We start from the raw sequence: 25,278 nt of genomic DNA, 5'->3' as shown, positions 1-25,278 counted from the left end.
ATGACCCAAGCAGACTGGGAACCTCCCGTCGGCTCCTGGGCGTCATCCGCGGCACGACGACGGAACATGCAGGCCATCCGGAACAGGGACACCAAGCCGGAGTGGCTCATCCGGCGGCTCGTCCACGCCCAGGGCCTACGCTACCGAGTCGCCGCTAAGCCGCTTCCGGGCCTTCGCCGGACAGCGGACATGGTCTTCGGGCCGGCGAAGGTGGCCGTATTCATCGACGGCTGCTACTGGCACGGTTGCCCAGAGCACTACGTTCCGCCGAAGACCAACCCCGGCTACTGGTCGGACAAGGTTGCCCGGAACATGGCCCGCGACCGGGACACCGACCAGCGCCTTGAAGAGGCAGGCTGGACGGTGCTCCGATTCTGGGAGCATGAGCCCTCTGCAGACTGCGCCGCACGTATCGCAGCCGAGGTCGAGAAGCGCCGCAACGCCGCCAGGAAGGCGAAGCCGGAAAGCTAAACCTTTTTCTGGTCGCGCTCCCGTGCTGCCCTCAGCACGTCAATGATCGATTCACCAATGGCCTTCGCAACAGGCGGCGGAAACGCGTTTCCGACCTGCCGGTACTGGGCCGTCTTCCCTCCACTGAAGTCCCAGCGCGTCGGGAACCCTTGAATGATGGCGGCCTGCCGCACGGTAAGCATTGGACCGTCGTCGCCGAACAGATCCCTGTCCTCAGTGCCTGTCGGCTTACCGTCCACGGGCTCGTTAGCCACGCCCATGCCCGAGACGCCCAGCGCTCGCCATGCCTTCTTAGCCCGGCTGGGACCGAGATCGGCGCCCCCGTGCTTCTTGGAGCCACCGACAAGCGTGGGAGCCACGTCCTTGGCAGCATCCCGCTTCCAGTCATCGAAGACCCGCTGCGCCTGCGCGGCCAGAGGCCCATTTTCAAAAGGCCGGATGCGCTCCAGCATCGTCTTCTCCAGCGCCTTGAAGACCGAGACTCTCTTGGCACTGGGCGCAGGGGCTTCGTACTTCAGGTCCTTGAGGACATCCCTTCGGAAGGCCACAAGGATGGAGCGGGGCCGGAGTTGCGGTACGCCGAACTTCTCCGCCTCGTACACCTCCCATCCCACGACCTCATAGCCAGGCAGGCCGTCGTCGGTGGGCGCCATCTCCTCAAGGCTGGCCCGGATCCGCGACCTGTAGTCATCGAACTTGGCATCCATGAGTCCGCGGACGTTCTCGATCATCACGGCTCGGGGGCGGATCAGCTCGGCCAGGGACAAAATACGGGGGAAGAGATCACGTTCATCGTCTTCCCCGAGCTGCTTGCCTGCATGGGAGAACGGCGGGCACGGCACACCGCCAGCCAGCAGATCAACTTCACCCTGGCGATAGAGGCCTGCGCTCTTCTTCAGATCACGCTCGGGCTCAAACTCCAGCACGTCCTGACATAGGACGTCGCAGTTGTCGCGCTCCCACTCCCACTTCGGGTGCACCTCAATGTTCTCGCGCAGCGTGGCCACGGCGTACTTGTCGATCTCGATCAAGGCCAGGTGTCTGAAGCCTGCCTGATGGAGTCCGATGGCCTGTCCCCCCGCTCCGGCGCAGATCTCGATTGATGTGAAGTCGCGCCCCGACCCCAACGCGTTGGCGTCTTCGGGTTCCTTCGTGTGGGTCATGCCCCCTCCTTACAGCCGTACAGCGGCAGACACATCTCGCAATCTGCCATCACTGAGGGTGACACACCCCACTGACAACGAGACCTCACCAAGTGTGCAGTACGCCCCGCGCTTCGCTGAACGCACCCTCCGCGACACCGAACACTCATACGATATTGCTCATGAGGGCACCTACGTGGGCTGAAGACGAACTCGTTCTGGCTGGAGCACTCGTCGTGAAGAACGGCTGGCGCGAGTTGCGCACCAGGGAGCGCGAGGTCCAGGAGTTGTCTGAGCTGCTTCGGTCTCTGCCTCTTCACAGCCCTGAAGAGCGAGCGCTTCCCGACTTCCGGTCCCCCGACAGCGTCAGCCGCAAGACGTCGGACTTCGCGACGAACCACGTCTCCTACTCCGGGAAACCCACTCGGTGCGGCAAGCCCACGCGGCTCATGGTGGAGGCTTTCATGGCTCGTGAGGCCGAGATGCTCCAGGCCGCCCACGCAATAGAAGAGGGCATCGCCTCGGGTGAGCTGTACAGAGTCCCTGCGCAGCCCGACGAGATTGACGACACGGGAGCCACAGCGATTGAGGGACGGCTCCTCGTCAGGCGTTTGCTTGCTCGCGAGCGGGACCCGAAACTGCGCATGCTGAAGATCAAGCAGATGCAACGGCACGGGCGCGCGCTTCGGTGTGAGGTCTGCGACTTCGATTTCGCCCACACCTACGGAGACCTGGGCGAGGGCTACATCGAAGTGCATCACGTCACTCCCCTCTACGTCTCCGGCACTCGGGAGACCAGGCTCGACGACCTGGCCTGCGTGTGCGCCAATTGCCACCGCATGTGCCACAGGAGCCGTCCCGGAGAATCGTGGCGCACACCGGCCGCTCTGCGGGAGCAGATACGCAAGTCTGCTCAGAAGGCCGCCCACTAAGCCGCATCCGCTTCGGCCTCGTAGTGCATCTGAGCACGATCGAGGATGTCGTCTGGATCGTGGCCGCGAGCAGCAGTCCAGTGAAGCAAGTCCGCGATCAGTTCGACTGCTGACTCCTCAAGTCCGGTACCCCGCCTGCTCCCCCGCAGAGCAAGACCGCCGCTGGCGCCTTGATAGCTCTCAAGTACTTCGGCGGCCCGCTCAAGGCGTCGGCAGGGGCGCCCTGCACCGATTGGGATCTCGCACCAGACGGCCTTGCCGACCGCGGTCAGCACCGTGCCCCAGTCGACTGCCAGGGCCGCGAGCAGGTGCAAGCCTCGACCGCACTCGGCGGCACAGTCCGCCGAGGCCGGCGATGGTACTGCCTGGCTCTTGTCGTGCACCTCAAGGCGGAGACGCTCGCCTCGCCACTCAAGGATCAGACTCGCGGGCGCGCCCTCGCCGACGTGCTTAACGACGTTCGTTGCCAGCTCGGTGACAAGCAGTTCTGCTTCGTCAGCGACCACGGGCATTCCCCACCGGCTCAGCTGCGTGATGGCGGCTTTCCGCAGTAAGCGCACTTCCGCCGGCGCCGCCTCAAAGGGCAGGACACAGCGGAGTCGGGGTTCGGTGACTTCGTAGCCAGGCATGCGGACCACTCCTCCCTCCCAAGCCACGCACATGCTGCGCCTGCCGTGTCCGTACGGCTGCACTGCGTAGCGGTCTGAGGGCGAGCATGACACAGAGAACTCTCACCGTGTAACTTCTCACGAGAATCTATCGGGTGAATCTGGCGCAGGGGGGCGTCGCAACTGCCTAGCCTGATGGGATGTCCGGGCCTGCCGCCCGACACATGGCGAAGGAGCCGCATGCCCGAACGGACCACAACCCGTCGTCGCCAACTGGGCGCAACGATGCGCAAGTTGCGTGCCCGAAAGGGCCTGACACTTGAGGAGGCCGGGCAGCTCGTCGGCGTATCCAAGGCGACGGTCAGCAGATACGAAACCCAGTCCGGGCCCGTCAAGTGGATCGTCATCGACGCGCTGTGCCGTGAGTACGGGGCGACAGAAGCTGAGCGCAAGGCCGTTGTTGGACTGGCCAAGGACGCCAGGCAACAAGGCTGGTGGAGTTCCTTCGCTGACGACATTCCAGAGAGCATGAACCTGCTGCTCACGCTTGAGGACGAAGCCGTGCGCGAGTGCCACTTCTCGTGCGTCTACGTCCCTGGTCTCTTGCAAACGCGTGCCTACAGCTCCGCGCTGCAGAAGGCCAACGAAGTACCCCTAGAGCAGGCCGAGATCGAGCGGCTGGTCGACATCCGTATGAAGCGGCAAGAGATCCTCACCCGCCCGAAACCGTTGAAACTGTGGGCAATCCTCGACGAGTCCGTGCTCCGCCGCGTCGTCGGGTCACCGGCAACGATGAGGGAGCAGCTCGACCGGCTACTCGAAGCGAATGAGTCACCTCACATAACGCTTCAGGTGCTGCCCTTCTCCAAGGGCGCCCACGGCGCCGCACTCGGAAGCTTCGTCATCATCGGGAGCACCGAGCCGGCCCTCGACGTCGTATACGTCGACTTCCACACTGGCTCCCTCTTCCTGGAGAAGGACGAGGAACTGGAGCGATACAGACTTGCGTTCGAGTACCTGCGCGCACAAGCGTTGGACATGGAAGCTTCCTCAGCCATGATCCACCGCGCCCGCAAGGAGCTGTAGATGTCCATCGGCCCCCAGCCTGTCTCCGAGCTCGCCTGGTTCAAGTCGTCATACAGCGGCGCCAACACGACCGAGTGCGTAGAGGCCGCTTTCATAGCGTCCGGAGTGCTCATTCGGGACTCGAAGCGACCTGGGCACCAACACCTCACGGTCTCCGCGAAGGCGTGGGCCAGCTTCCTGGCGGCCTCTTCGACGAACGCCAGCGGCGTGGGAAGGGAGAGCCCGCTTCACCGTTAGTGACGAGACCTCACACCGAGACGCCTTCCTGGAGGAGTCCGGAGATTTGGCGCACTGACGAGGCAGTTCCGCGGCGGCACTGGTACCGCTGTAGGACACTCCTTCATAGGACAGCAGACAGCAAGGAGCAGAGGATCGTGAGCGCACAGTACGCGGAAACGCCCGGGCCTGCGGCGTTGCCGTTGAAGACCATCGGTGACATTCGAGCTGCTCTACGGTCCGGGCACGGCTTTCCCGGCGACCGGGAGTCCTTCGAAGCGGATCTTCAGCGTGCACTGGAGGCGTCGTCGGAGACGGACCTCAACGCTGTCGCGGCGGTGATCGTCGACTACCGGGGCAGGATCCGTCTCTACCAAGACCCCGACTTCGACATCGCCGTGCAGGAGGGCGTTGACCTCGCGGCGCGGTTGAAGCAGGAGGCACAGGGACGGTGAGTGGTGTGATCGCGGCCGTGACAGTACGGGCGGCCGACCGGGCGAAAGCCCTCGGAGCCGAGGAGGCGCTGGAGACGCTCCGGCAGGAGCTGGAACGGGTACCCAGACTCGGGGTCCTGCTCGGCGCGCCTCGTCAGGACGGAAGCGAAGTCCGCAAGACGAGGATCGAACCCCGGGACGGAGTGCCAGGGCTGGCAGTGGCATACGTCTATACACCAGCCCCACCTCCTCCCACCGTGGCCATCGTCTCGGTGACTCCGGACGATGGCGTTCCCGCTGAGTGATTCCTCGCAGTCGGCATGGCGAACCCGGCTGCTGAGTCGGCCGTGCAGCCCAGGACGGACACACCTTCGAATGACAGCAGGCTGAGTCTCCCGGCCTAGGCTGTCGCAGCCCTAGTTTCCGGCCCGGTCCGCCGCATACAACCAGCCGGTCCAGCGACGCGCGCAGCCTGGGCGACATCGCACTCGTCACCGTCCCCGACCGACGAACACGGCAGCGGCGGGTGAGAGTTGCGGCGGATGGCGCGTGACCTCCGCAGACCCACCGCAGGCGGGACCAGAGGCCGCACCCCACGGAACGTGAGACCGCCCGATTTCAGCCTGCGAATGTTTTCGACGCGCGAATTGTGTGAGAGGTATTGACGCCGATCAGGGGTTCTCTATGATCCGGTTGCTCGGCTCTTCGACCTTTGTTCGGAATAGCGAACGCCGCCACAGCTGCACCGCATCGACAGTCCGCACAGCCCAACCGCAAAGCCCCCGCCGGGGTCAACCGGAACCGCTTGCTCGAGGATGACGAGGTCTCCATGCGCAGACGTATTTTCAGCCGCAGACATCCCTCTGCAGTGCTCGCCGCCGCGGTAGCAATCCTGGTCTCCTTGGCGGCGCTGCTCGTCGCAGGCCCGGCTCAGGCCGCCACCAGCGGCGCGTTACGCGGCGTCGGTGCCGGTCGGTGTCTCGATGTACCGGGCGCCAGCCAGACCGACGGCACGTTCCTGCAGATCTGGGACTGCAACGGCGCAGCCAACCAGCAGTGGACGCTGACGGACAGCAGTCAGCTGACCGTGTACGGCAACAAGTGCCTGGACGTTCCGGGCCACGCCACCGCGGCCGGGACCAAGGTGGAGATCTGGTCCTGCAACGGCGGCACGAACCAGCAGTGGCGGGTGAACTCCGACGGCACGGTCGTCGGCGTGGAGTCCGGGCTGTGCCTGGACGTGTCGGGCGGAGCCACGGCCAACGGCACGGCGGTGCAGCTCTGGAACTGCACCGGTGGCAGCAACCAGAAGTGGACCGGCCTGTCCGGGACAGGCGGCACGTGTTCTCTTCCGTCGACGTACCGCTGGAGCTCGACCGGTCCGTTGGCGCAGCCGGCGAACGGCTGGGTCTCGCTGAAGGACTTCACCAATGTGACGTACAACGGCAAGCACCTGGTCTACGGCTCGACCGTCAACCAATCCGGGTCATACGGCTCGATGGGCTTCGCTCCCTTCACGAACTGGTCCGACATGGCGTCGGCCGGCCAGACCGGGATGAACCAGGGAACGGTGGCGCCCACCCTGATCTACTTCGCGCCCAAGAACATCTGGGTGCTGGCGTCCCAGTGGGGTCAGTGGCCCTTCTTCTACCGCACCTCCAGCGACCCCACCAACCCCAACAGCTGGTCCGCGCCGCAGGCGCTGTTCACCGGCAGCCTCCCGGGCGGCGCCGCCCCGATCGACCAGACCCTGATCGCCGACGGCCAGAACATGTACCTGTTCTTCGCCGGTGACAACGGCAGCATCTACCGGGCGAGCATGCCGATCGGGAACTTCCCGGGCAGCTTCGGCTCGTCGTACACGACGGTCATGAGCGACACGGTGAAGAACCTGTTCGAAGCACCGGAGGTGTACAAGGTCCAGGGTCAGAACCAGTACCTGATGATCGTCGAGGCGCGCGGTGTGAACGAGCAGCGCTTCTTCCGCTCCTTCACCGCCACCAGCCTGAATGGTTCCTGGACCCCGCAGGCCGCCACCGAGTCCAACCCCTTCGCGGGCAAGGCCAACAGCGGCGCCACCTGGACCAACGACATCAGCCACGGTGACCTGGTCCGCAACAACCCCGACCAGACCAAGACCATCGACCCCTGCAACCTGCAACTCCTCTACCAGGGCCTGTCGCCCAACACACCGCCGGACACCCCCTACAACCTGCTGCCGTGGCGGCCGGGTCTCCTCACTCTGCAGCGCTGACCCGCCGGATCCACGGTGATCGCGATGCGGTGTGGTCCTCCGACGTGTAGACCCGCGGTTTACGGCGTGGGCGGCTCCACCCGCTGACCGGTACTCACCGCCTTGAGGAATCCCGGCCGAGTATCGGCCGGGATTCCTCTCGCTCAGCCCGGCCCGGCCGCCGTCGAGGCCCCCGCGCCTCAGCGGCGGTACACGGCACCGCGCCCCGGTACCGAGTGCGCGGCGCGGACGGGCTGCGCCTGCTCGCGGGCCTGGGCGCGGACCGCGGTGACATGGTGTCCAGGCCGGCGTCGCGCAGGCGGCAGTCGAGGTGGCCCGCCTGGCGGGCGGCCGCAGCAGAGGGCAGTGCCCGGCGAGAAGCACCCCGGCGCCGTCGTCGGCAGCTGAGCACGTTGCAGAGGCGCTGCAGCTGATCACAGCCGAGGCGGCGCCCGGCTCACTGGAAACGCGCTGCGCACATGTGTTCTGCCTCACTACCGAGGCCGCTGGGCAACTTTTCCGGCGCTGAAGTCCTCTCCTTGGGGTGAAGATCCTGAAGAGACGACCTCGCCTGCTCATACTCCTGACCCTGGCCGTGGTGGCGGCCGTGACGGCGACCGTCGCCATGGTCATCCAGGCGAACAAGATGGAGACGGTCTCCCCGCGCGAGGAACGGGACCGGGCCGCGTCCGGAGCGGTCGTACCGTCGGGGCAGGTGGACTGCCGGAAGGTCAAGTGCATCGCGCTGACCTTCGACGGCAACCCGGGCGAACCCACCGACCGGCTGTTGGACCTCCTGAAGGAGTACAAGGCGCCGTCGACGTTCTTCCTCGAGGGCCGGCGCATCCCCAAGTTCCCGGACGTGGTGCGGCGGATCGCCGAGGAAGGCCACGAGATCGGGGACCACACCTGGACGCACGCGGTGCTGACCGATGTCTCCGATGCGCAGATCCGCGACGAACTGCGCCGCACGGCGAAGGCCATCTCCACCCTCACCGGCAGCGAGCCGACGCTGATGCGCCCGCCCCAGGGCCGCACCGACGACCGCGTCTCCAAGGTCTCGAAGGAACTGGGGATGGCGCAGGTGCTGTGGACGGTGACCGCGAAGGACTACGAGACGGACGACACCGCGCTGATCACCAAGCGCGTGCTCGCGGGCGCCGACCGCGACGGGATCATCCTGCTCCACCCGCTGCACAAGGGCACCGTGCCGGCCATGCCTTCCATCCTGAAGGCGCTCAGCAAGCAGGGCTACACCTTCGTGACCGTCTCCCAGCTGCTCGCTCCCTCCAAAGCCGAGCCCGGCAAGATCTACAGGTGACTGACGGACGCGCGAAGCGTCCGCCTCCTTGGACCCGTCGCCGCCTCGCGAGGTCCGGCTCCTGGGAGCCGACATTCCCTCGGTGGACCCAGCACCACCCCCATATGCACCGCCTGGCCGCACTGTCCGATCGCCCCATGTCCGCCACAGTCGTGGTGGTCGGCGGACACAGTCGGCAGGTTCACCAGCAGGAGCAGGAGGGGGAAACAGCATGTCCGAAGGGGCAGTTGGGGCACGCCGTGGGATGGGCCGGCGGGGATTCCTGGCCGGGGCCGCCGCCGTTACGGGTACGGCGCTGGCGGGCACGGGGGGTGCAGGTACGGCGCGCGCGGCCGGGGCAAGGGGCGGAAGCGGTGCCGACGGCGGACCGCTGGCGTTCACCCACGCCACCGTGATCGACGGATCGGGAGCACCTCCGGCCCCCGACATGACGGTCGTCATCGAGGGCGGCCGTATCACCGCACTCGCCCCGAGCGCACGGACCCGGCTCCGCCCGGGCACGCGCACGGTCGACCTGAGCGGCAAGTACCTGATCCCGGGACTGATCGAGGCGCACACCCACAGCGACGGCCCGGAGACGGTGGTCCCGGCGCTGTACGCCCTCACCGGCGTCACCACGGTCCGGGAGATGTGGGGCAAGCCGGTCCACCACGAGTGGCGGGAGAAGATCCGCAGCGGCGCACTGCTCGGCCCCCGCTGGGTCATCGGCAGCCCCATCGTCGACGGCGCGCCCTCGCTGTGGGCGGCCGACGTGGGCCCGACCATCGAGGTGCACGACGCGGCCACGGCCCGGCGCGCCGTACGGCGGGTCAAGCGGGAGGGCGCGGACTTCGTCAAGGCGTACTCCCGGCTGTCCCGTGAGGCTTACTTCGCCCTCGCGGACGAGGCCCGGCGCCAGGGCATCCCCCACCTGGGGCACTGCCCCGACACCGTACGGATCGCGGAGGCGAGCGCGGCCGGCCACCGCACCATCGAGCACCTGCACGCCCTGCTCCTGGCGACCTCACGGCACGAGAAGGAGATACGGCGCCGACTGGCCGCCGTACGGATCGACCCGCGCGACCCCAGCAGCCTGTCCCGCTACCACAGCTGGTTCCAGCAGGTGCATCCCCTCGAATGGCGCGCGGTGCAGGGCTACGACCGGGACCGGGCGGACGCCCTCTTCCGGAGCCTCGCGGCGCACGGGACCGCGGTGGTCCCCACGCTGAGCGTGCATCGCACGCTGGAGCTGCCCGAGGACGTTCCGTCCCGGGCCGAGGAGTGGAAGTACCTGCCCGCCTGGCAGGTGGAGAGCTGGCCGGACCAGCTGGCGGCCCTGACCGGTGGGCGCACCGCCGAGCAGGCCCGGCAGATCCGGGGGATCTTCGCGCACCGGCTCCGGCTGGTGAGCGAGCTGCACGGCGCGGGCGTACGGCTGGCGGCGGGCACCGACACCGGCACGGGTTACCTCGTCCCGGGCTTCGCCCTCCACGACGAGCTGGCGCTGCTCGTGGCGGCCGGCCTCACTCCGGCCGAGGCGCTGCGCTCGGCCACGCGGGACGCGGCCCGCACCCTCGGCCTGGCCGACGTCGGCACCCTGGCGCGCGGACAGGCCGCCGATCTGCTCGTCCTCGACGCCGACCCGCTGCGCGACATCCGCAACACCCGCCGTATCCACGGGGTGGTCGTCGACGGCAGGTGGATCCCGCCGGAGGAACGCCGCCGACTGCTCGCGGCGGTGGAAGAGGCCGCCGCACAGACCCCGCCGCCCCAGGAGGGGGCGACCATGACGGGCTGCGGCTGCGGCGGACACCCATGACCCCGGCCCCATGCCCTGTGCCCCACGTCGTGGGACTCGCCTGCGGGGCTCCAAGTGCGAGACAGTACCCGAGGCCCGGAGCACTAGTTGCGTATCAGGCCGATCTCCTGTGCGGTGACGAAGACGTCGGACCCGTTGTCCATGCCGTTCGCGATGCGGTTGGCGATGGGGTGGAACCGGGATGCCTCGGTGATGGCGATGAGGTAGCGCAGCATGCCGCGCGCCTGGGCGGTGCGATCCGTGCCGTGGGTGCCGAGCTCCCAGAGGCTGTTCTCGAGGCTGCACTCGCTCAGGTTGACGGCGGTCAGCCACTGGTTCGCGAGGCGGGCGAGGGCTTCGTAGCCCTCCTCGGAGGCGAGGTTCAGGACGGAGTTGTGCGGGGTGTCGCTGGAGAAGAACCGCACGATGTGGAAGTCGCTGAGCCGTACGATCGCATGCACCGCGAGGGTGTGGTGGTCGCTGCTTATCACGATGTCGGCGAAACTCTGGCTGTCCGTGTCTCCGGTGGCGGCGACGTTCACCTCGGTGCCGACGTCGGGCGCGACGCGGCCGCCGGCCGAGGTCTCGGCGAGGTTGCGCAGCTGGTCGAGCATGGCCAGATAGGCGCCCGAGCCGCGGTTGATGTTCCAGCGGACCTGTGGGAAGTCGACGTGTTTCCCGTCGGCGACGGTCTCGGCGTTGATCGTCGCCTGGTCCGCCGCCGCCGAGGCGGATGCCCCGGTGTCCCTGGGCACCGTGAAGAACACCAGGATCCCGAGAAGGACGGACAGGACGACCACGATCAGGACGCTGGTGGGCATGGCGTGCTCCGGTTGTTCGACGTGCAGCGATGTCACGACCAACGCTCACAGCCGGGAGGTTGTCCGGCAGGCCCCTTCTGCCGCCGCGTACAACTCCGGAGGGTCGAGTTCCGCATTACTTGTCCGGACATAAGGCCGTCGTCGCTCCACGCCTCTACCTCACTGGCCTTCGCCTACGACGGCATGACGGTATCGACACCTCCGAGCAACATCTGGCGGGCGACACGCTGACGCAGGACGCCACCGGCGCACGGCGACTGCCCGGTCGTCACGGCACCGGAGACGGTCAGGGACAGACCCGCCTGTACGGCCGGTCCGGAACGTAGGTGCGCCACTGCGCACGAGTCAGCTCGGCGTTCCCGGCACGGGCGCAGACACGGGACACCGCTCGGTCTGGATCCACTATGTACCGCTGGAGCGGGACGTGCTCGCCGCCCGCGTACAGCAGGGTGCTGTCCGGGCTGAAGGCGAGGGTGTCGACGCTCCCCCCGGGGGTGGGCAGAGAGGGACCGAGAGGTTGCTGGGTTGCGAGGTCCCAGAGCTGGACGGTCCCCGCGTTGCCGCCCACGGCGAGCGTGCGGTCGTCCGGACTGAAGGCGAGAGCCGTGACCGTCTCGGCTGAGTTGGTGGACGGATCGACGGGCGCCAGAAAGACGTTCCTCAGGATGCCCGCCCGGTGCCGGAGGTCGCCGTCCCACAGGGCCACTCGCCCTGTCCCGTCGCCGGCCGCCACTCTGGAGCCGTCGGGAGCGAAGGCGATCGCTTCGATGTCGTCGTGCTGGACGAGGTCCTGGACGTGGGACCGGCCCGCTCGGACGACGCGGTTGTCGGTCACCAGGAGCCCGCCGTCCCGGCTGACGGCCGGATGACCGCCGCCCGGGCCGGGGAGGAGCGCCGTCCTGCGCTGCCGCATGGTGTCCCAGGTCTCGTTGAAGTAGCCGTGGTCGGTCGAACGTGCGGTGAGGAGCGTACGACCGCCCGGCCCCAGGGCGATCGCGTCCGTGGACGCCGTGGACGCCGTCGCCAGGTCCACCGTGGTCTTCGCGTGTCCGGCGGCCACGTCCCACACCGTCAGACGCTGAGGCGCCGTGTCCCAGGGGGCGGAGACTCCGTACGCGAACGAGCCGCCGTCGGCGCTGAAGGACAGCAAGGGCTCGGTGATGTCCCCGGGGACCGTCGGTATGCCGGTGCGGAAGAGGGGACGTGACGGGGTCGGCAGGGTGCGCAGCAGACGGCCGTCGCGCGTGCTCCGCAGCTGGAAGACGTAGCGGTCACCGATACGTTCGGCGGTGGCGAGCGTCTTGCCGTCGGGGCTGAGCCGGACCCCGGCGAGCGGACTCGTGCGCCACGCGCGGGTGAGCGTCGTGGTGAGGTCGAGGGTGTGCACCGTGCCCCCTTCGAGGTACCGCAGCAGGTGCCGCGAGGAGTCCCAGGCGAGACCGGACAGCAGCTCGTTGTCCAAGGAGTGCCGGAAAACGGGGGCGCCGTGGCTGGGCAGCCGCCACACTCTGATCTCCTGGCCGCCGCCGGTCGCCAGAAACGAGCCGTCCGCGCTCACGACAGCGCCGACGGCACCCGGGTGGGCGACGTCGGCGAGCTCTCGTCCCGACGTGGTGTCCCACACGCGCACCCGGTCCCCGGAGAGAGCGAGGAGCCGGCCGCCGGTGAGGCCGAGGAGGGTGCGGTCACCATCACAGACGCCGCGAGCGCTCGTCCAGGCACCGGACCGGACGCTGCGCGCGGAGGTGTCCCAGACCTGCGGGGCCCGGCCGTGCGGGCAGACGGCCAGCAGCCGGTCGTCGGCCGCCGCGGTGGCGCGCTTTCCGCTGCCGGCCGACGGGGTCCGGAAGACCAGATGGCCGTCGGTGGCGGAGTAGAGCCCGGCCCGGTCGTCGAACAGGCTCGTCACCAGGTAGTCGCGGCCACTCGCCCCGAAGCTCACGTTGTATTCGAACGGCAGGGGATCCCCGATCCAGCGCCTCGTTCGGGTGTCCCACAGCCGCTGGGTGTGCCGGCCGGTCTGGATGACGAGCACGCGGCCGCCCGGACCCGCGGCGAGTACCGCCCCGTGAGGTAGCGGCCCCGAGGCGATACGGCGGTGGATGCCCACATCCCACGTCCGCCAGGTGGTGTTGTCGCTGGTGCTGAGCAGTGTGCGCCCCGAGACGTCGAGGAACCGCGCCGAGGAGTCACCCGCCGCCGGATCGGTGAAGTTGTCCAGTTCCGGCTGGGCCAGCGCGCCCAGCAGGGCTCGGCGGGACTCCGGGAGCGGGGACATGCGCCATGCGGCGACGCCGAGCAGCATCGCGGTGCGCGGGTCGGTGGTGCGCAGCGCTTCAGCGACCGCGGCCACTCGGCGGGCCGCTGTGTCGGTGGTCTGCTTCTCGCCGTCCTGACGCAGTCGCAGGGCGGTCAGGCCGACGACCAGGGCCACCGCCAGCACGGCGCAGAGCGAGACGGCGAGGGTGCGGCTCCGGCGCCGGGCCCGGGTGGCGGCCCGCTCCTCCGCCGCCCGCTGCTCCACCGCGGTGACCAGGAAGGCCGTCTCCTCGGACGTCAGACCGTCGTAACCGCGGTCCTCGCCCGCGAACAGCTCCTCGGCCCGGGCCAGGCGGGTGCCCCGGTAGAGCGTGCCCGGGTCGCGGTCGTGCTCCAGCCAGGTGCGGGTGGCGTCGGTCAGCTGCCGGTGGTGGCGGAGCCGCTCCCGGTCCGCGTCGATCCACTCGCGCAGCCGCGGCCAGCAGGTGATGAGCGCCTCGTGGGCGAGCTGCACTCCGTCGTCGTCGGTGGTCAGCAACCGGGCCCGGGTCAGCCGCCCGGCGACGGCCCGCACTTCGGGGTCCTCCCACCCGGCCATTTCCTCCCAACTGAGTGGGCGGCGCGTGTCGGCGTTGCCCTGGCCGGGCTCGACCATCCGCAGGAGCAGGTGCCGGGCAGCGTGTGCCTGTGCCGGTGAGAGTTCCCCGTACGCCTCCTCGGCGCTGGCCGCGATCGCGCCGCGCACCCCGCCGACCGCTTCGTACGCGTCCAGGGTCAGCATCCGTCCCTTGCGCCGCCGCCAGGTCTCCAGCAGGGCGTGCGACAGCATCGGCAGTCCGCCGGGCTCGTCGAGCACGTCCTCGACGATCCGTGCGGTCAGCGTCCGCTCCACGATGAGCCCGGCCGCCTGCGCGGGGCCGATCACCGCCTCGCGCAGCTCGTCGGCGGTCATGGACCTGACCAGCAGCCCGCTCCCGTGCAGCGCCTCCGCCAGTCGCGGGTGCTCGGCGCACCGCGCATAGAAGTCGGACCGTACGGCGATGAGCACGCGCAGCCGGCTGCCCGGGTCGCGCGCGGCGAGCAGCAGGTCGAGGAAGCGGTCCCGCTCGGCGCGCTCGCGGCAGAGGGTGAAGACCTCCTCGAACTGATCGACCACCACCCAGCTCTCCGGTTCGTCGGCTTCGGGCGTCAGCAGATGTCCGTAGGTGGTGGCGGGCCGGGCTCCCGGAGTGAGGATCCGAAGTACCGCCGTACGCCCCTGCTCCGCGATCTTCTCCCGCAGCAGGGGAATCAGACCGGCCCGCAGCAGGGAGGATTTGCCGCTGCCCGACGCCCCGAACACCACGGCGAACGGGCACCCGCACGCCAGCTCGCTCAGCTCGTCGATCAGCCGGTCCCGGCCGAAGAACAGCTCACGGTCGTCCGGCTCGAAACGTGTGAGGCCACGGTAGGGCGGCGCGGCGCCGGCATCCTCCTGCCTCTCCTCCCCGGCCAGCGCCTCGGCCTCCGCCCACCGTGCCTCCCACGGAGCGGGGTCGGCGCCGCATGCCTGGACGTACGCCTGGAGCACGGCCAGCGACGGCAGCCGCTCGCCGCTCGCCGCTTTCGCCAGGGTCGTCACCGAGAAGCCGGCCTTCTTCGCCATGGCCCGGTACGACACGCCACCCGCCGAACGGCGCAGCTCCCGAAGATCATGAGCGAGTCGCTGCACGGGTCCGGCCGCCGGGTCGACCGGTAGTTCGGGACGCCCCACGGCGAAGCCTCTTTCGCATACATGAAGAACATGCTGATCAGCGGCACAAGGTACCTTTCGCCCCCTCGGGCGAGAACCCTTTCCGACTGTGATGTTCGCCGGAGGTGCAAACCCAGGCCGCACACGACCCCGACGGCAGTGACCGCTCTCGATCACTCTCGTGCATCAGTGGGCTCATGGCGGCGGCAACAACCAGCGGCTCCGTCTTCCAGGGTCCGCGGCCCGCGCACGTCCTCGACGCGGTCGGGTCCGACTTGCGGAGCGGCCCTCAGCCCCGCTCCTGCACGCGCTTCACGCGGCGGCGGCCGGCGGATACGGGACGGGAGAGGGCTTGCCTTCCTGTCCGGGCGGGGCGGAGCGGGGCGGCCTCAGGAGCGCGCAGCCAGGCGTATTGCCTGACATCCGCGCCGAGCGGGTGGTGCAGGGGACGGATCGCCAAGGAGACCTCAACGGCGTCGTCAGGGGCGGTCGACGCTCAACGACGTCAGTCTGCAGTCCCGTCCGGCACGGTGCGCGGCGACCGCTGCTGCGAACCCGACACGGCCCAGCGGGTCGGCTGCGGGGGCCCCTCCTGGTCACCCTCAACGCGAACGGCAATGCCCCAATGGCAAAGAGGAGGACGGTGATTACGGGCGGACCGAAGGATGCGAACAGGGGTGGTTGAGCGGATCTTGCCGCCTCCTTCGCCTCCTGCGCAGCCCGAGTGCCGCTGGTTGTGCGGCCCCGCCGGCTGGGCGCGACCAGCCACAACGGCGCCGCATCCCGAAGACGACCCATCCCGGCCCGACCGGCGGAGCTACCCGCGCCGGTCGGCGACCGCCCACGACGCCAGTGCCACCGCGCCGGCCACCCCGAACACTGCGGGCCAGGCCCCCACCTTCTTGGCCAACGGATGAGACGCCCCGAAGGCGGCGACATACGCAGCGGTCAGCGCCCCCGCGGCCTTCGCGCCGGCCTGCTGCCGCCACTGCGTCGCGGCCGCGGCCCCTGCGAAGGCGAGCACGGCCCCGCCCAGCTGCCGCTTCTTGGTCCAGCGGGCCACGCCGTACCCACCGACGAGCCCGCCCGCGGCGACCACCGCGCTGGGAACCCTGGCCATGTCTGCCTCCTGCCGCTTTGACTGATGTGCCCCGAGGCTAGCCGAGCCCTTTACCGGGCCGTTCGCCGGAGATGGTCGTCGATGAGGGCGAGGGTGGCCTCGGGCTGCTCGATCTGCGGCAGATGCCCGGCCTTGGGGACGACCTCGAGCCGCCCGTTGCCGAAGGCGGCGGCGTACGCGGCCCCGTATCCGGGCGTCACGATCCGATCGCTCTCGCCCCACACCAGAAGTGCTGGCGTCTGCACCCGCCCCAGCCGCTGCAGCAGCTTCGGGTCGTGCATGTACGGGTCGCCGGCGAGCATGCGCATGGTGGCCATGTTGGCCTGCCGGACGGCGAGTCGGTCGGCGGGCAGCGCGGCGGGATCGATGTGGTAGCGGTCCGGGTCATGCCAGGAGAGCTCTGCCGCGGCGCGGGGGTCGAGGGCGAAGTAGTCGGCGATCGGCTCGGACTCGACGTGCACACCGACGGCATCGATCAGCACGAGCCCGCTGATGCGCTGCGCGGTGTCGCGTACGGCCGTCTCGGCCGCGATCCAGCCACCGAGGGATGAGCCGATGACCAGGACGTCGCGCAGGTCGTGGTCCTGGAGGAGATGGAGATAGGAGAGGGCGAGATCGTCGACGCCGGTGCACCAGTCGGGGCGGGGGGTGCCGTCCCAGCCGGGGTGGACGGGAGCGAAGACGCGGTGGACAGGGGAAAGGTGCTGGACGATTCCGGCGACGGTGGCGGGGCCTCCGCCGCCGTGCAGGACGAGGACAGGACGACCGGAGCTGTGATCTGAAGTCATGCCAGAGAGGCTAACTAAAGATGCTTAGCTAAGCTAGCTTAGTTTTCGGCTAAACTCCTTCCATGCATGCTGACCTGCAACTCCTCGGCCGGGCGGTCAAACAGGCCCAGTACCGCCAACACCGCGCCCTGGACAGCGCCTTGACGACGGTCGGCACGACCCTCGCCCAGTGGGACGCGCTCCGCGCGATCAGCCGTACGCCCGGCTCATCGGCACGCGAACTGGCCGCGGCCACCTTCCAGACCGAGCAGGCCTTCGGCACGCTGGTGGGCCGCCTGACCGCACAGGACCTGGTCGAGCGCCGGCCCGGTCGCGGGCGCCGCATGGAGCACCACCTCACAGCGGCGGGCGAACGGGTCCTGAGGGCGGGCCACAAGGTGGCCGACGAAGTGCTGGCCGAGTGCTTCGCGCCGCTGCCCGAGCGGGACCGGGCGACGCTGCTGGAACTGCTGCAGCGCCTGAACGGAACGGCCGGAAGCCCCTGACCGAGCGGCCGCCCCGCCCGTTCGATCGCATGCGTTATCGTGCCTGTTCGATCTCCCTCATTCGCGAACGGAAAGCGCGGAAGGAGTTCGGACGGGGATCAGAAGGAGACACGGTGTCCGATCTTGGGCGGCTCGTCGCCGGACGCTATCTGCTGGTCGAGCGGGTGGGCAGCGGCGGCATGGGCACCGTGTGGCGTGCCGAGGACAGGCTGCTCGGCCGCCACGTCGCCGTGAAGAAGCTGCACGTCCCGCCGCACCTGCACGACGACGAGGTCCGCACCCTCCACGAGCGCACCCGGCGCGAGGCCCGCAGCGCCGCCCGTATCACCCACCCCAATGTGATCGTGGTGCACGACGTCGTCGACGACGAGGGACTGCCCTGCATCGTCATGGAGTACGTCCCCTCCGCCACCCTGAGCGACGTCCTGAAGCGCCGGGGCGCGCTGCCGCCCCACGAGGCCGCCCGGATCGGCCGCGCCATGGCCGCCGCACTGCGCGCCGCCCACGACGCCGGGGTCCTGCACCGGGACGTCAAACCCGGCAACGTCCTGCTCGCCGAGGGCGGCCGGATCGTCCTCACCGACTTCGGGATCGCCATGGAGTCGGGCACCACCTCCTCGCTGACCAAGTCCGGCGAGCTGATCGGCTCCATCCGCTATCTGGCACCCGAGCGCCTCAGGGCCTCGAGCACCGGGCCCGGACCCGCCAGCGACCTGTGGGCCCTGGGGGCGACGCTGTACCAGGTGGTCGAGGGCCACCACCCGTTCCAGCGCCCCACCCCCATCGAAACCGCGTACGCCATTGCAACCGATCCCTACGAGCCCCTGCGCAACGCCGGCGACCTGGCCCCGGTGATCGAGGGCCTGCTCCTCAAGGAGCCGGAACAGCGCATGGGCGTACACGAGGTCGAACGCCGCCTCGGCGACGTGACAGCCACCCGAACCGCTCCCCTCGACCCACCCACACGCCCGGAACCCGTCGGCACGGTCGAGACTCCTGCTCGAAAGGGAGGCGGCAACCGCCGTCGTACGGCGCTGCTGGCGGTCTCGGCGGTGGTGCTCGCCGCCTGTGTGGCCGGCGGCGCGCTGTGGTGGTTCAAGGGCGGCGCGGACGCACGGGGCGGCCACACCTCCCGGACGACCGCCCCGACGCCGTCTGCATCTCCGAGCACCGACCCCACAGTCCCCGCCGTGCCCGCCGGTTACCACCTCGTGAAGGCGGACACCGGCATCTCCGTTCCCGTACGGGACGGCTGGACCCGTAAGACACTGCCCGGCGGCGAGGTCGGCTACATAGACCGGTCCGGCCTGGTGGGGCTGAGGGTCAACGTCGTCCAGTTCGCGGGCTCCGACCCCGTGCAGCACTGGCGGGACACGGAAGAGGACCAGACCCGCCGGGACAACCCCGGTTACGAACGCGTCCGGATGACCAGGACGACCTTCCGCGGACATCCCGCCGGGTACTGGGAGTTCACCTTCGACGGCAGGGCCCGGAAGTACCGCGCGGCTGAACTGGCCTTCGCCGGCACCGACGGCACGCAGTACGTGATCTACCTCTCCGCTCCCAACGCCCAATGGGGCGAGTACCGTCCGGCGTTCGACACGGCCGTCAACGGGGCCCGGCCCGGTTCGGCGTCGTAGTCCCATGGTGCGGGCTCCACTGTGGCGCCCGCCACTTTTCGTTATCGGGCGCCGCCCCGCCCGTCTCCGTGGCATGCATGTGACACGACAGATCAGCCGCCGCACCGTGCTCAAGGCCACGGGCGCCGCGGCCGGAGCCGTTGGCCTCACCCCTGTCGCCACCCCCGCGGTGGCCGCGGGCGGGGCCTTCGTGCATCCCGGGCTCCTCCACACCGGCGCCGACCTCGCTCGTATGGCCGCCGAAGTGAAGGCCGGTGCCTCCCCCTACACCGCCGGGTACGCGAAGCTGACCGCCAACCGGCATTCACAGAGCGACTGGACGCCCAATCCGCAGGCCGTCGTGTACCGGGGCGTGGAACTGCGCCCCCGCAGCACATGGCCGCAGAACTACGGGATCCTCTACAACGACATCCACGCCGCGTACCAGAACGCCCTGCGCTACCACGTCAGCGGCGACAGCGCCCACGCCGACACCGCCGTCGCGATCCTCAACGCCTGGTCGGCGAAGCTGACGAAGGTCTCCGGCAGCGCCGACCGGTTCCTGGCCGCCGGGATCTACGGGTACCAGGCCGCCAACGCGGCCGAACTCGTCCGCGACCACAAGGACTTCCAGCTCGAGAGATTCCAGAGGATGCTGGTCGACGTCTTCTGCTCGGTGAGTGAGGACTTCCTCGTCAAGCACAACAACGGCACCCCCGCCCCCCACTACTGGCCGAACTGGGACCTGTGCAACATGGCCTGCGCGCTGGCCACGGCCATCTTCTGCGACGACCAGGGCAAGGTCGAGCGGGCCGTCGAGTACTTCAAGCACGGCGCCGGCATGGGCTCGATCAGGCACGCCATCCCGGTCGTGCACGACGACGGGCTCGCCGAGTGGATGGAGGCCGGGCGCGACCAGGGGCACTCACTGATGGGCGTCGGGCTGATGGGCACCTTCTGCGAGATGGCCTGGAACCAGGGCATAGACCTGTACGGGTACGACGACAACCGCTTCCTCAAGGGCGCCCAGTACGTGGCCAAGTGGAGCCTGGGCGGGAACGTGCCGTACACCCCCTACGCCCAGGTGGACCGCAGGCCGGGGATACAGACCCCCACCCAGGTCGCCCCCGCCGACCCGGCGCAGATGCGGCCGGTCTGGGCGATGATCGCCAACCACTACACCAAGCGGCGCGGACTGTCCGCCACCTACCTCACGCGGATCGCCGCCAAGGCCGCGCCCGAGGGCGGCGGCGGGGACTACGGGCCGAACAGCGGCGGGTTCGACCAACTCGGCTTCGGGACGCTGGCGTTCACCCGGGACAAGGAGGTGACCGCCGCCACTCCCACACCGTCGGCCTCGGCCTCGGCCTCCGACGCCGGTTCCGGCACCCGGCCCCGGACGGCGGCCACCGCGACCGCCTCCCCGGCCGGCGGCGGCCTCGCCGCCACCGGTTCCGGGGACGTCGTGGGATGGGCGGCCGCCGCGGGGGTCACCGCCGTCGCCGGCGGGGTGTTGTTCCTGCGGCGCCGTGACCGGGTCCCGCAGGGCGGCGCCCGGTAGCCCTACGCCGTGGCCGGTCGCGACCTGCCCTGCCCCTCCTTCGCCGACCGGGCCTTCCCGGTCACCGTCGATGCCGCCGCCGTGAGCGGCTTCGCGATGTCCTCCAGGGAGCGGCGTTCCGCCCGTACCGCCAGGAACGCCGCGACCAGGCCCGCCGCGCACATCAGGGCCGCGCCAATCTGGAAGGCGAGGACCGTGTCGCCGACCTTGCCCGTGCCGGTGAGGTCGGCGAACAGCAGAGGGCCGCTGATGCCGCCGGCCGCGGTGCCGAGGGCGTAGAAGAAGGCGATGGACATCGCGCGGGTCTCCATCGGGAAGACCTCGGAGACCGTCAGATAGGCGCTGGACGCTCCCGCGGACGCGAAGAACAGGACCGCGCACCAGCAGGCCGTCAGCGTGCCCGCGCTCAGCGAGCCCCGGTCGAACAGCCATGCCGTGCCGAACAGCAGCAGGCCCGAGATCAGATACGTGGACGAGATCATCACCCGGCGGCCGACCGTGTCGAAGAGCTTGCCGAGCAGCAGCGGGCCGCAGAAGTTGCCGACCGCGATCACCGCGAAGTAGTAGCCGGTGTCGTCGGTCGGGACGTCGAAGAACTTCGTCAGGATCGCACCGAAGCCGAAGGTGATCGCGTTGTAGAGGAAGGCCTGGCCGATGAAGAGCGAGAAGCCGAGGACCGAGCGCCGGCGGTAGTCGGAGAACACCGTGCGGGCGATCTCCACGAAGGTCACGCTGCGGCGCTGGTGGATCGTGATCTCGCCCTCGGGGCGGTCCAGCGGCCGGCCCTTCTCCGCCTCCACCTGTTCCTCGATCGACGTCACGATCTCTTCCGCCTCACGGTCCCTGCCGTGGATCAGCAGCCACCGTGGGCTCTCCGGGACGTGCCGTCGTACGAGAAGGATCACGAAGGCCAGGAGCGCGCCGAGCGCGAAGGTCAGCCGCCAGCCCACGTCCTTCGGCAGGATGGCGGTGTTCAGCGCGACGATCGACAGCAGCGAGCCGCCCACGGCGCCGAGCCAGAAGCTGCCGTTGATGATCAGGTCGACGCGACCGCGGTAGAACGCCGGGATGAGCTCGTCGATCGCCGAGTTGATCGCCGCGTACTCGCCGCCGATGCCGAAGCCGGTCAGGAAGCGGAAGGCGAAGAACCACCAGCTCGAGAAGGAGACGGCGGTCAGGGCGGTGGCCGCGAGATACACGGCCAGGGTGATCATGAAGAGCTTCTTCCGGCCCCACTTGTCGGTCAGCCGGCCCCAGAACAGGGCACCGGCACACGCTCCCGCCACATACAGGGCGGCCGCGATGCCGGTGACCTGGCCCGAGGAGATCGGCAGGCCGCTGCCGGACTCGGACAGCCGGCTGGCGATGTTGCCGACGACCGTGACCTCCAGGCCGTCGAGGATCCAGACGGTGCCGAGGCCGATCACGATCGTCCAGTGCCAGCGCGACCATGGGAGACGGTCGAGGCGGGCGGGGATGTCGGTGGTCACGGTGTGGCCGGTTGCGGCGGTGACGCTGCCGCCGGGCTGGGCGCTGGGCATGGGCTCCCTCCTCCTTGAGCGGAACCCCGGTCGGGTGCCCTGGCGCCGCCGCTCTACGCCCGGGCCGGCTTGCCCCGCCCGTTCCGAGAGGCTTCCCCTAAGCCCCCAGCGCCCGCGACACCGTATAGATCAACAACCCGGCCAGTGAGCCGACCACCGTGCCGTTGATCCGGATGAACTGCAGGTCGCGGCCGATGTGCGCCTCGATCTTGCGGGTGGTGTGCTCGGCGTCCCAGCCGGCCACGGTGTCGGTGATCAGGGAGGTGATCTCCTTGCGGTAGGTGGTGACCACGTAGACCGCCGCGCCCTCCACCCAGCCGTCCACCTTGGCCTGCACCTTCGGGTCGGACGCCATCCGCGTGCCGAGCGACAGCAGCGAGGCCCGCACACGCAGGCGCAGCTCGCTGCGCTCGTCCTCCGCCGCCGAGACGATCATGGATCGTACGGCGGTCCAGGCGGAGGCGATCAGGTCCTGGACCTCGCCGCGGCCGAGGACCTCGCCCTTGAGCCGCTCGACACGCGTGCGCGTGTCGGTGTCGGACTGCAGGTCGGAGGCGAAGTCCGACAGGAACCGGTCCAGCGCTCCGCGCGCGGGGTGGGACGGCATGTCGCGCATCTCGCTGACGAAGCGGAGGAGCTCCTTGTAGACGCGCTCGCCGACCCTCTTGTCGACGAAACGGGGCGTCCAGCCGGGGGCACCGCCCTGGACGGCCTCCATGATCTCCGTGTCGTGCCAGACCAGCCAGTCGTGCGCCCGCGTCACGATCAGGTCGACGACCCGTTTGTGGCCGCCGTCCGCGACGATCTTCTCCAGCATCTTCCCGATGCCGGGTGCGATCTCCTGGGCGTCCGCGCGCCGCGTGATCGCCTCGCCGACCACCGCCTGCACATCGGAGTCGCGCAGCACGGTCAGCGCACCCCGCAGGGCCGCCGACAGCTCGGCCGTCACCCGGTCCGCGTGCTCGGGGTCGGCGAGCCACACGCCCAGCCGGCTGCCGATGCCGACGGCGCGCAGCCGCTGTCGTACGACGTCCTCGGAGAGGAAGTTCTCCCCCACGAACTCGCCCAGGGACACCCCGAGCTGGTCCTTCTTGGTCGGGATGATCGCCGTGTGCGGGATCGGCAGGCCCAGCGGGTGCCGGAAGAGGGCGGTGACCGCGAACCAGTCGGCGAGCGCGCCCACCATGCCCGCCTCGGCGGCCGCCGCGACATAGCCCGCCCAGGGGCCCGCCCCGGAGTTCTCCGCCCACTTGGCGAGGGCGTACACCAGCGCCACGAAGAGCAGCAGCCCGGCCGCGATGAGCTTCATGCGGCGCACCCCGCGCTGCTTCTCCTCGTCGGCGGCGCTGAACGTCGTCATCGTGCGGGCGGTGACACCCTTGCCCACCGGATTCGTGCGCTCCATACACTCCACCCGTTCGTGATCCCCTGCACCATTGTCCCTTCCTGACCGACTACTGGAACAAAACGAGAGTTCCCGGCGTCTGTCAGGAGGGGAAGGCTCTTCGTGAACTCCGGTGGCCCAAAGGGGGGTCCTGTTCGGCCACCCCTCTTCCCATGCCGCATCATGGGGATGATCACTTCGGAGCCTCGGGCTCCACTTTTCCGAGGAGACCCGCACCGCATGACCAAGCGTCACGTGGGGGGCATGGGGGTGTCCCCCATAAGACACAGCGCCCTGCTTTCTGCGATCATCGCCATGATCGTGGGCCTTTCCACCGCCATATACGTCGGGGTCGCAGCCGACGACGGCAGCACCCGTACCAACGCCCTCGGCAGGGCAGGCGCCCCGCGCGACCTCGCCGCGCCCGCGTCCACCGGCGTCTGGGTCGGCTCCTGGTCGGCCTCCCCGGCCGGTGCCGAGCCCGGCACCGAGGCGTTCGGCATGGCGGGCCGCTCGGTCCGCAACGTCGTGCACCCGAGCGTGGGCGGTACGAGTGCCCGTATCACGCTCTCCAATCTCTACGGCCGGACGGCGCTGACCGTCACACACGCCTCGATCGCCGTGGCACTCGCCCCCGACACCGCGGCGGCCTCCGCGGACACCATGCGGCGGCTGACCTTCGGCGGCAGCACCACGGTCGTCGTCCCGGCCGGACGGCAGGTCCTCAGCGACGCCGTCCGCATCGTGATCCCGGAGGGCAGCGACGTACTGGTCACCACGTACTCCCCCACCCCGTCCGGCCCGGTCACCTACCACCGGCACGCACGCCAGATCTCCTACGTCGCCGAGGGCGACCTCACCGAGGACGTGACCGGCACCGGCTACACCGAGCAGACGCCGTTCTGGCGTTATCTCACCGCGCTGGACGTGCTGAGCAACGAGTCGGAGGGCAGCGTCGTCGCGTTCGGTGACTCCCTCACCGACGGCATAACGTCCACGCAGAACGCCAACCACCGCTGGACGGACGTCCTTTCGGAGCGGCTGCGCTCGGCGATCAGGTCGGGCCAGGACCTTCCCCGCTACAGCGTCGTCAACGAGGGCATCAGCGGCAACCAGGTCCTCGCGAGCGGCCTGGGCCGCCCCGCCGACAACCAGAGCGGGCTCAGCCGGTTCTCCCGTGACGTCCTCGCCCGTACGAACGTCAAGGTCGTCGTCATCGACCTCGGCGTCAACGACATCCTGCGCAACCCGCGCCTCGCCGAGCCGGACAAGATCCTCGACGGCCTGCGCACCCTGGTCCGCGAGGCCCACTCCCACGGCATCAAGGTCATCGGCGCCACCCTGATGCCGTTCCAGGGCCACCGCGGCTACACCCCGGCCCGCGAGGCAGTCCGTCAGGAGATCAACGCCGAGATCCGCTCGGGCCGCATCTACGACGCGGTGGTCGACTTCGACAAGGCGCTCCGGGACGCGTACAACCCGCGCCGCCTCCGCTCCGACTACGACTCGGGCGACCACCTCCACCCGACGGACAGGGGCTTCGCGAGGATGGCCGAGGCCTTCGACCTGGACGAACTCAGGGGCTCGGCACCGGCGGAGCTTTAGCCGACCGCTCCGGCCTGCGGGCATTCGCGCCACCCAGCCCAGCCTGCGGGGGGCAGCCGCACCGCCCCAGCCTGCGGGCGATCGTGCCGCCTAATGGCGGCACGGGTGGGCGCAGGCGGCACCGGCCAGCGCCGTGAGCGAAC

The 25,278-nt window shown here is 69.5% G+C and carries 20 protein-coding genes; 12 read left to right on the top strand and 8 right to left on the bottom strand.

The features are described 5' to 3' along the window. Entirely contained in the window at positions 1-471 is a 471-nt protein-coding gene (locus ACIBW9_RS00665; RefSeq protein WP_398949790.1) for a very short patch repair endonuclease, read from the top strand. Here the strand turns inward: ACIBW9_RS00665 and ACIBW9_RS00660 are convergent. Then, positions 468-1,634: a DNA cytosine methyltransferase gene (locus tag ACIBW9_RS00660; protein WP_398949788.1), complete on the bottom strand. Its 1,167-nt coding sequence runs from the start codon at positions 1,632-1,634 to the stop codon at positions 468-470. The genes ACIBW9_RS00665 and ACIBW9_RS00660 overlap by 4 nt on opposite strands. 215 nt (positions 1,635-1,849) lie before the next feature. Here ACIBW9_RS00660 and ACIBW9_RS00655 point away from each other — a divergent pair, with 215 nt between their 5' ends. After that, positions 1,850-2,545 carry an HNH endonuclease gene (locus ACIBW9_RS00655; RefSeq protein WP_398949786.1) on the top strand — a complete coding sequence of 232 codons (696 nt, stop codon included), beginning with the start codon at positions 1,850-1,852 and terminating at the stop codon, positions 2,543-2,545. Here ACIBW9_RS00655 and ACIBW9_RS00650 read toward each other — a convergent pair. Next, positions 2,542-3,174, bottom strand: coding sequence for an ATP-binding protein (locus tag ACIBW9_RS00650; protein ID WP_398949784.1), 633 nt, complete (start codon positions 3,172-3,174; stop codon positions 2,542-2,544). The genes ACIBW9_RS00655 and ACIBW9_RS00650 overlap by 4 nt on opposite strands. Before the next feature lie 219 nt (positions 3,175-3,393). On the opposite strand from ACIBW9_RS00650, the gene ACIBW9_RS00645 reads away from it, so the two are divergent. The 6 genes from ACIBW9_RS00645 to ACIBW9_RS00620 all read left to right on the top strand — a co-directional run bounded on the left by ACIBW9_RS00645 (position 3,394) and on the right by ACIBW9_RS00620 (position 10,241). Next, positions 3,394-4,239, top strand: a complete 846-nt coding sequence (locus ACIBW9_RS00645) for a helix-turn-helix domain-containing protein (protein WP_398949782.1) — start codon at positions 3,394-3,396, stop codon at positions 4,237-4,239. Continuing rightward, entirely contained in the window at positions 4,240-4,476 is a 237-nt protein-coding gene (locus ACIBW9_RS00640; protein WP_398949780.1) for a DUF397 domain-containing protein, read from the top strand. 137 nt (positions 4,477-4,613) lie between these two features. Next, on the top strand, positions 4,614-4,910 hold the full coding sequence (locus ACIBW9_RS00635) for a DUF6247 family protein (RefSeq protein WP_398949778.1): 297 nt from the start codon (positions 4,614-4,616) through the stop codon (positions 4,908-4,910). Between the two features lie 808 nt (positions 4,911-5,718). Beyond that, positions 5,719-7,143, top strand: a complete 1,425-nt coding sequence (locus ACIBW9_RS00630) for a non-reducing end alpha-L-arabinofuranosidase family hydrolase (RefSeq protein WP_398949776.1) — start codon at positions 5,719-5,721, stop codon at positions 7,141-7,143. A 523-nt stretch (positions 7,144-7,666) separates the two neighbouring features. After that, positions 7,667-8,443 (top strand): polysaccharide deacetylase family protein, encoded by a 777-nt coding sequence (locus ACIBW9_RS00625; RefSeq protein WP_398949774.1) that lies wholly within the window; start codon positions 7,667-7,669, stop codon positions 8,441-8,443. Between the two features lie 391 nt (positions 8,444-8,834). Next, entirely contained in the window at positions 8,835-10,241 is a 1,407-nt protein-coding gene (locus tag ACIBW9_RS00620) for an amidohydrolase family protein (RefSeq protein ID WP_398949772.1), read from the top strand. Positions 10,242-10,324: 83 nt separating this feature from the next. On the opposite strand, the gene ACIBW9_RS00615 is transcribed toward ACIBW9_RS00620, so the two are convergent. The 4 genes from ACIBW9_RS00615 to ACIBW9_RS00600 all read right to left on the bottom strand — a co-directional run bounded on the left by ACIBW9_RS00615 (position 10,325) and on the right by ACIBW9_RS00600 (position 16,940). Beyond that, a complete protein-coding gene (locus ACIBW9_RS00615) occupies positions 10,325-11,041 on the bottom strand; it encodes a ribosome-inactivating family protein (protein WP_398949770.1) in 717 nt (238 codons plus the stop codon). Between the two features lie 286 nt (positions 11,042-11,327). Continuing rightward, positions 11,328-15,053 (bottom strand): helix-turn-helix domain-containing protein, encoded by a 3,726-nt coding sequence (locus ACIBW9_RS00610; protein ID WP_398949768.1) that lies wholly within the window; start codon positions 15,051-15,053, stop codon positions 11,328-11,330. A gap of 796 nt (positions 15,054-15,849) precedes the next feature. Continuing rightward, a complete protein-coding gene (locus ACIBW9_RS00605) occupies positions 15,850-16,152 on the bottom strand; it encodes a hypothetical protein (protein ID WP_398949766.1) in 303 nt (100 codons plus the stop codon). A gap of 50 nt (positions 16,153-16,202) precedes the next feature. After that, complete coding sequence (locus ACIBW9_RS00600; RefSeq protein ID WP_398949764.1) at positions 16,203-16,940, bottom strand: alpha/beta fold hydrolase; 738 nt, start codon at positions 16,938-16,940, stop codon at positions 16,203-16,205. A gap of 62 nt (positions 16,941-17,002) precedes the next feature. Between ACIBW9_RS00600 and ACIBW9_RS00595 the strand changes: the two genes are divergently transcribed. The 3 genes from ACIBW9_RS00595 (at position 17,003) to ACIBW9_RS00585 (ending at position 20,605) form a co-directional block, all read left to right on the top strand. Beyond that, positions 17,003-17,425 carry a MarR family winged helix-turn-helix transcriptional regulator gene (locus ACIBW9_RS00595; protein WP_398949762.1) on the top strand — a complete coding sequence of 141 codons (423 nt, stop codon included), beginning with the start codon at positions 17,003-17,005 and terminating at the stop codon, positions 17,423-17,425. A gap of 113 nt (positions 17,426-17,538) precedes the next feature. Next, positions 17,539-19,065, top strand: coding sequence for a protein kinase (locus ACIBW9_RS00590; RefSeq protein WP_398949760.1), 1,527 nt, complete (start codon positions 17,539-17,541; stop codon positions 19,063-19,065). 73 nt (positions 19,066-19,138) lie between these two features. Next, positions 19,139-20,605 carry an alginate lyase family protein gene (locus ACIBW9_RS00585; protein ID WP_398949758.1) on the top strand — a complete coding sequence of 489 codons (1,467 nt, stop codon included), beginning with the start codon at positions 19,139-19,141 and terminating at the stop codon, positions 20,603-20,605. A gap of 2 nt (positions 20,606-20,607) precedes the next feature. Here the strand turns inward: ACIBW9_RS00585 and ACIBW9_RS00580 are convergent, their stop codons facing one another. Further along, entirely contained in the window at positions 20,608-22,146 is a 1,539-nt protein-coding gene (locus ACIBW9_RS00580; RefSeq protein WP_398949756.1) for an MFS transporter, read from the bottom strand. A gap of 97 nt (positions 22,147-22,243) precedes the next feature. Further along, the gene (locus ACIBW9_RS00575; RefSeq protein ID WP_398949754.1) at positions 22,244-23,551 is read right to left on the bottom strand and encodes a DUF445 domain-containing protein; all 1,308 of its coding nucleotides are present in this window, start codon (positions 23,549-23,551) and stop codon (positions 22,244-22,246) included. Between the two features lie 219 nt (positions 23,552-23,770). Here ACIBW9_RS00575 and ACIBW9_RS00570 point away from each other — a divergent pair, with 219 nt between their 5' ends. Beyond that, complete coding sequence (locus ACIBW9_RS00570; protein ID WP_398949752.1) at positions 23,771-25,135, top strand: SGNH/GDSL hydrolase family protein; 1,365 nt, start codon at positions 23,771-23,773, stop codon at positions 25,133-25,135. The last annotated feature ends 143 nt before the right edge of the window (positions 25,136-25,278 follow it).

Origin of the sequence: Streptomyces sp. NPDC049541 (assembly GCF_044465725.1) — a bacterium.
Taxonomy (GTDB): domain Bacteria; phylum Actinomycetota; class Actinomycetes; order Streptomycetales; family Streptomycetaceae; genus Streptomyces.
This window is presented reverse-complemented; position numbering and strand designations above follow the sequence as displayed.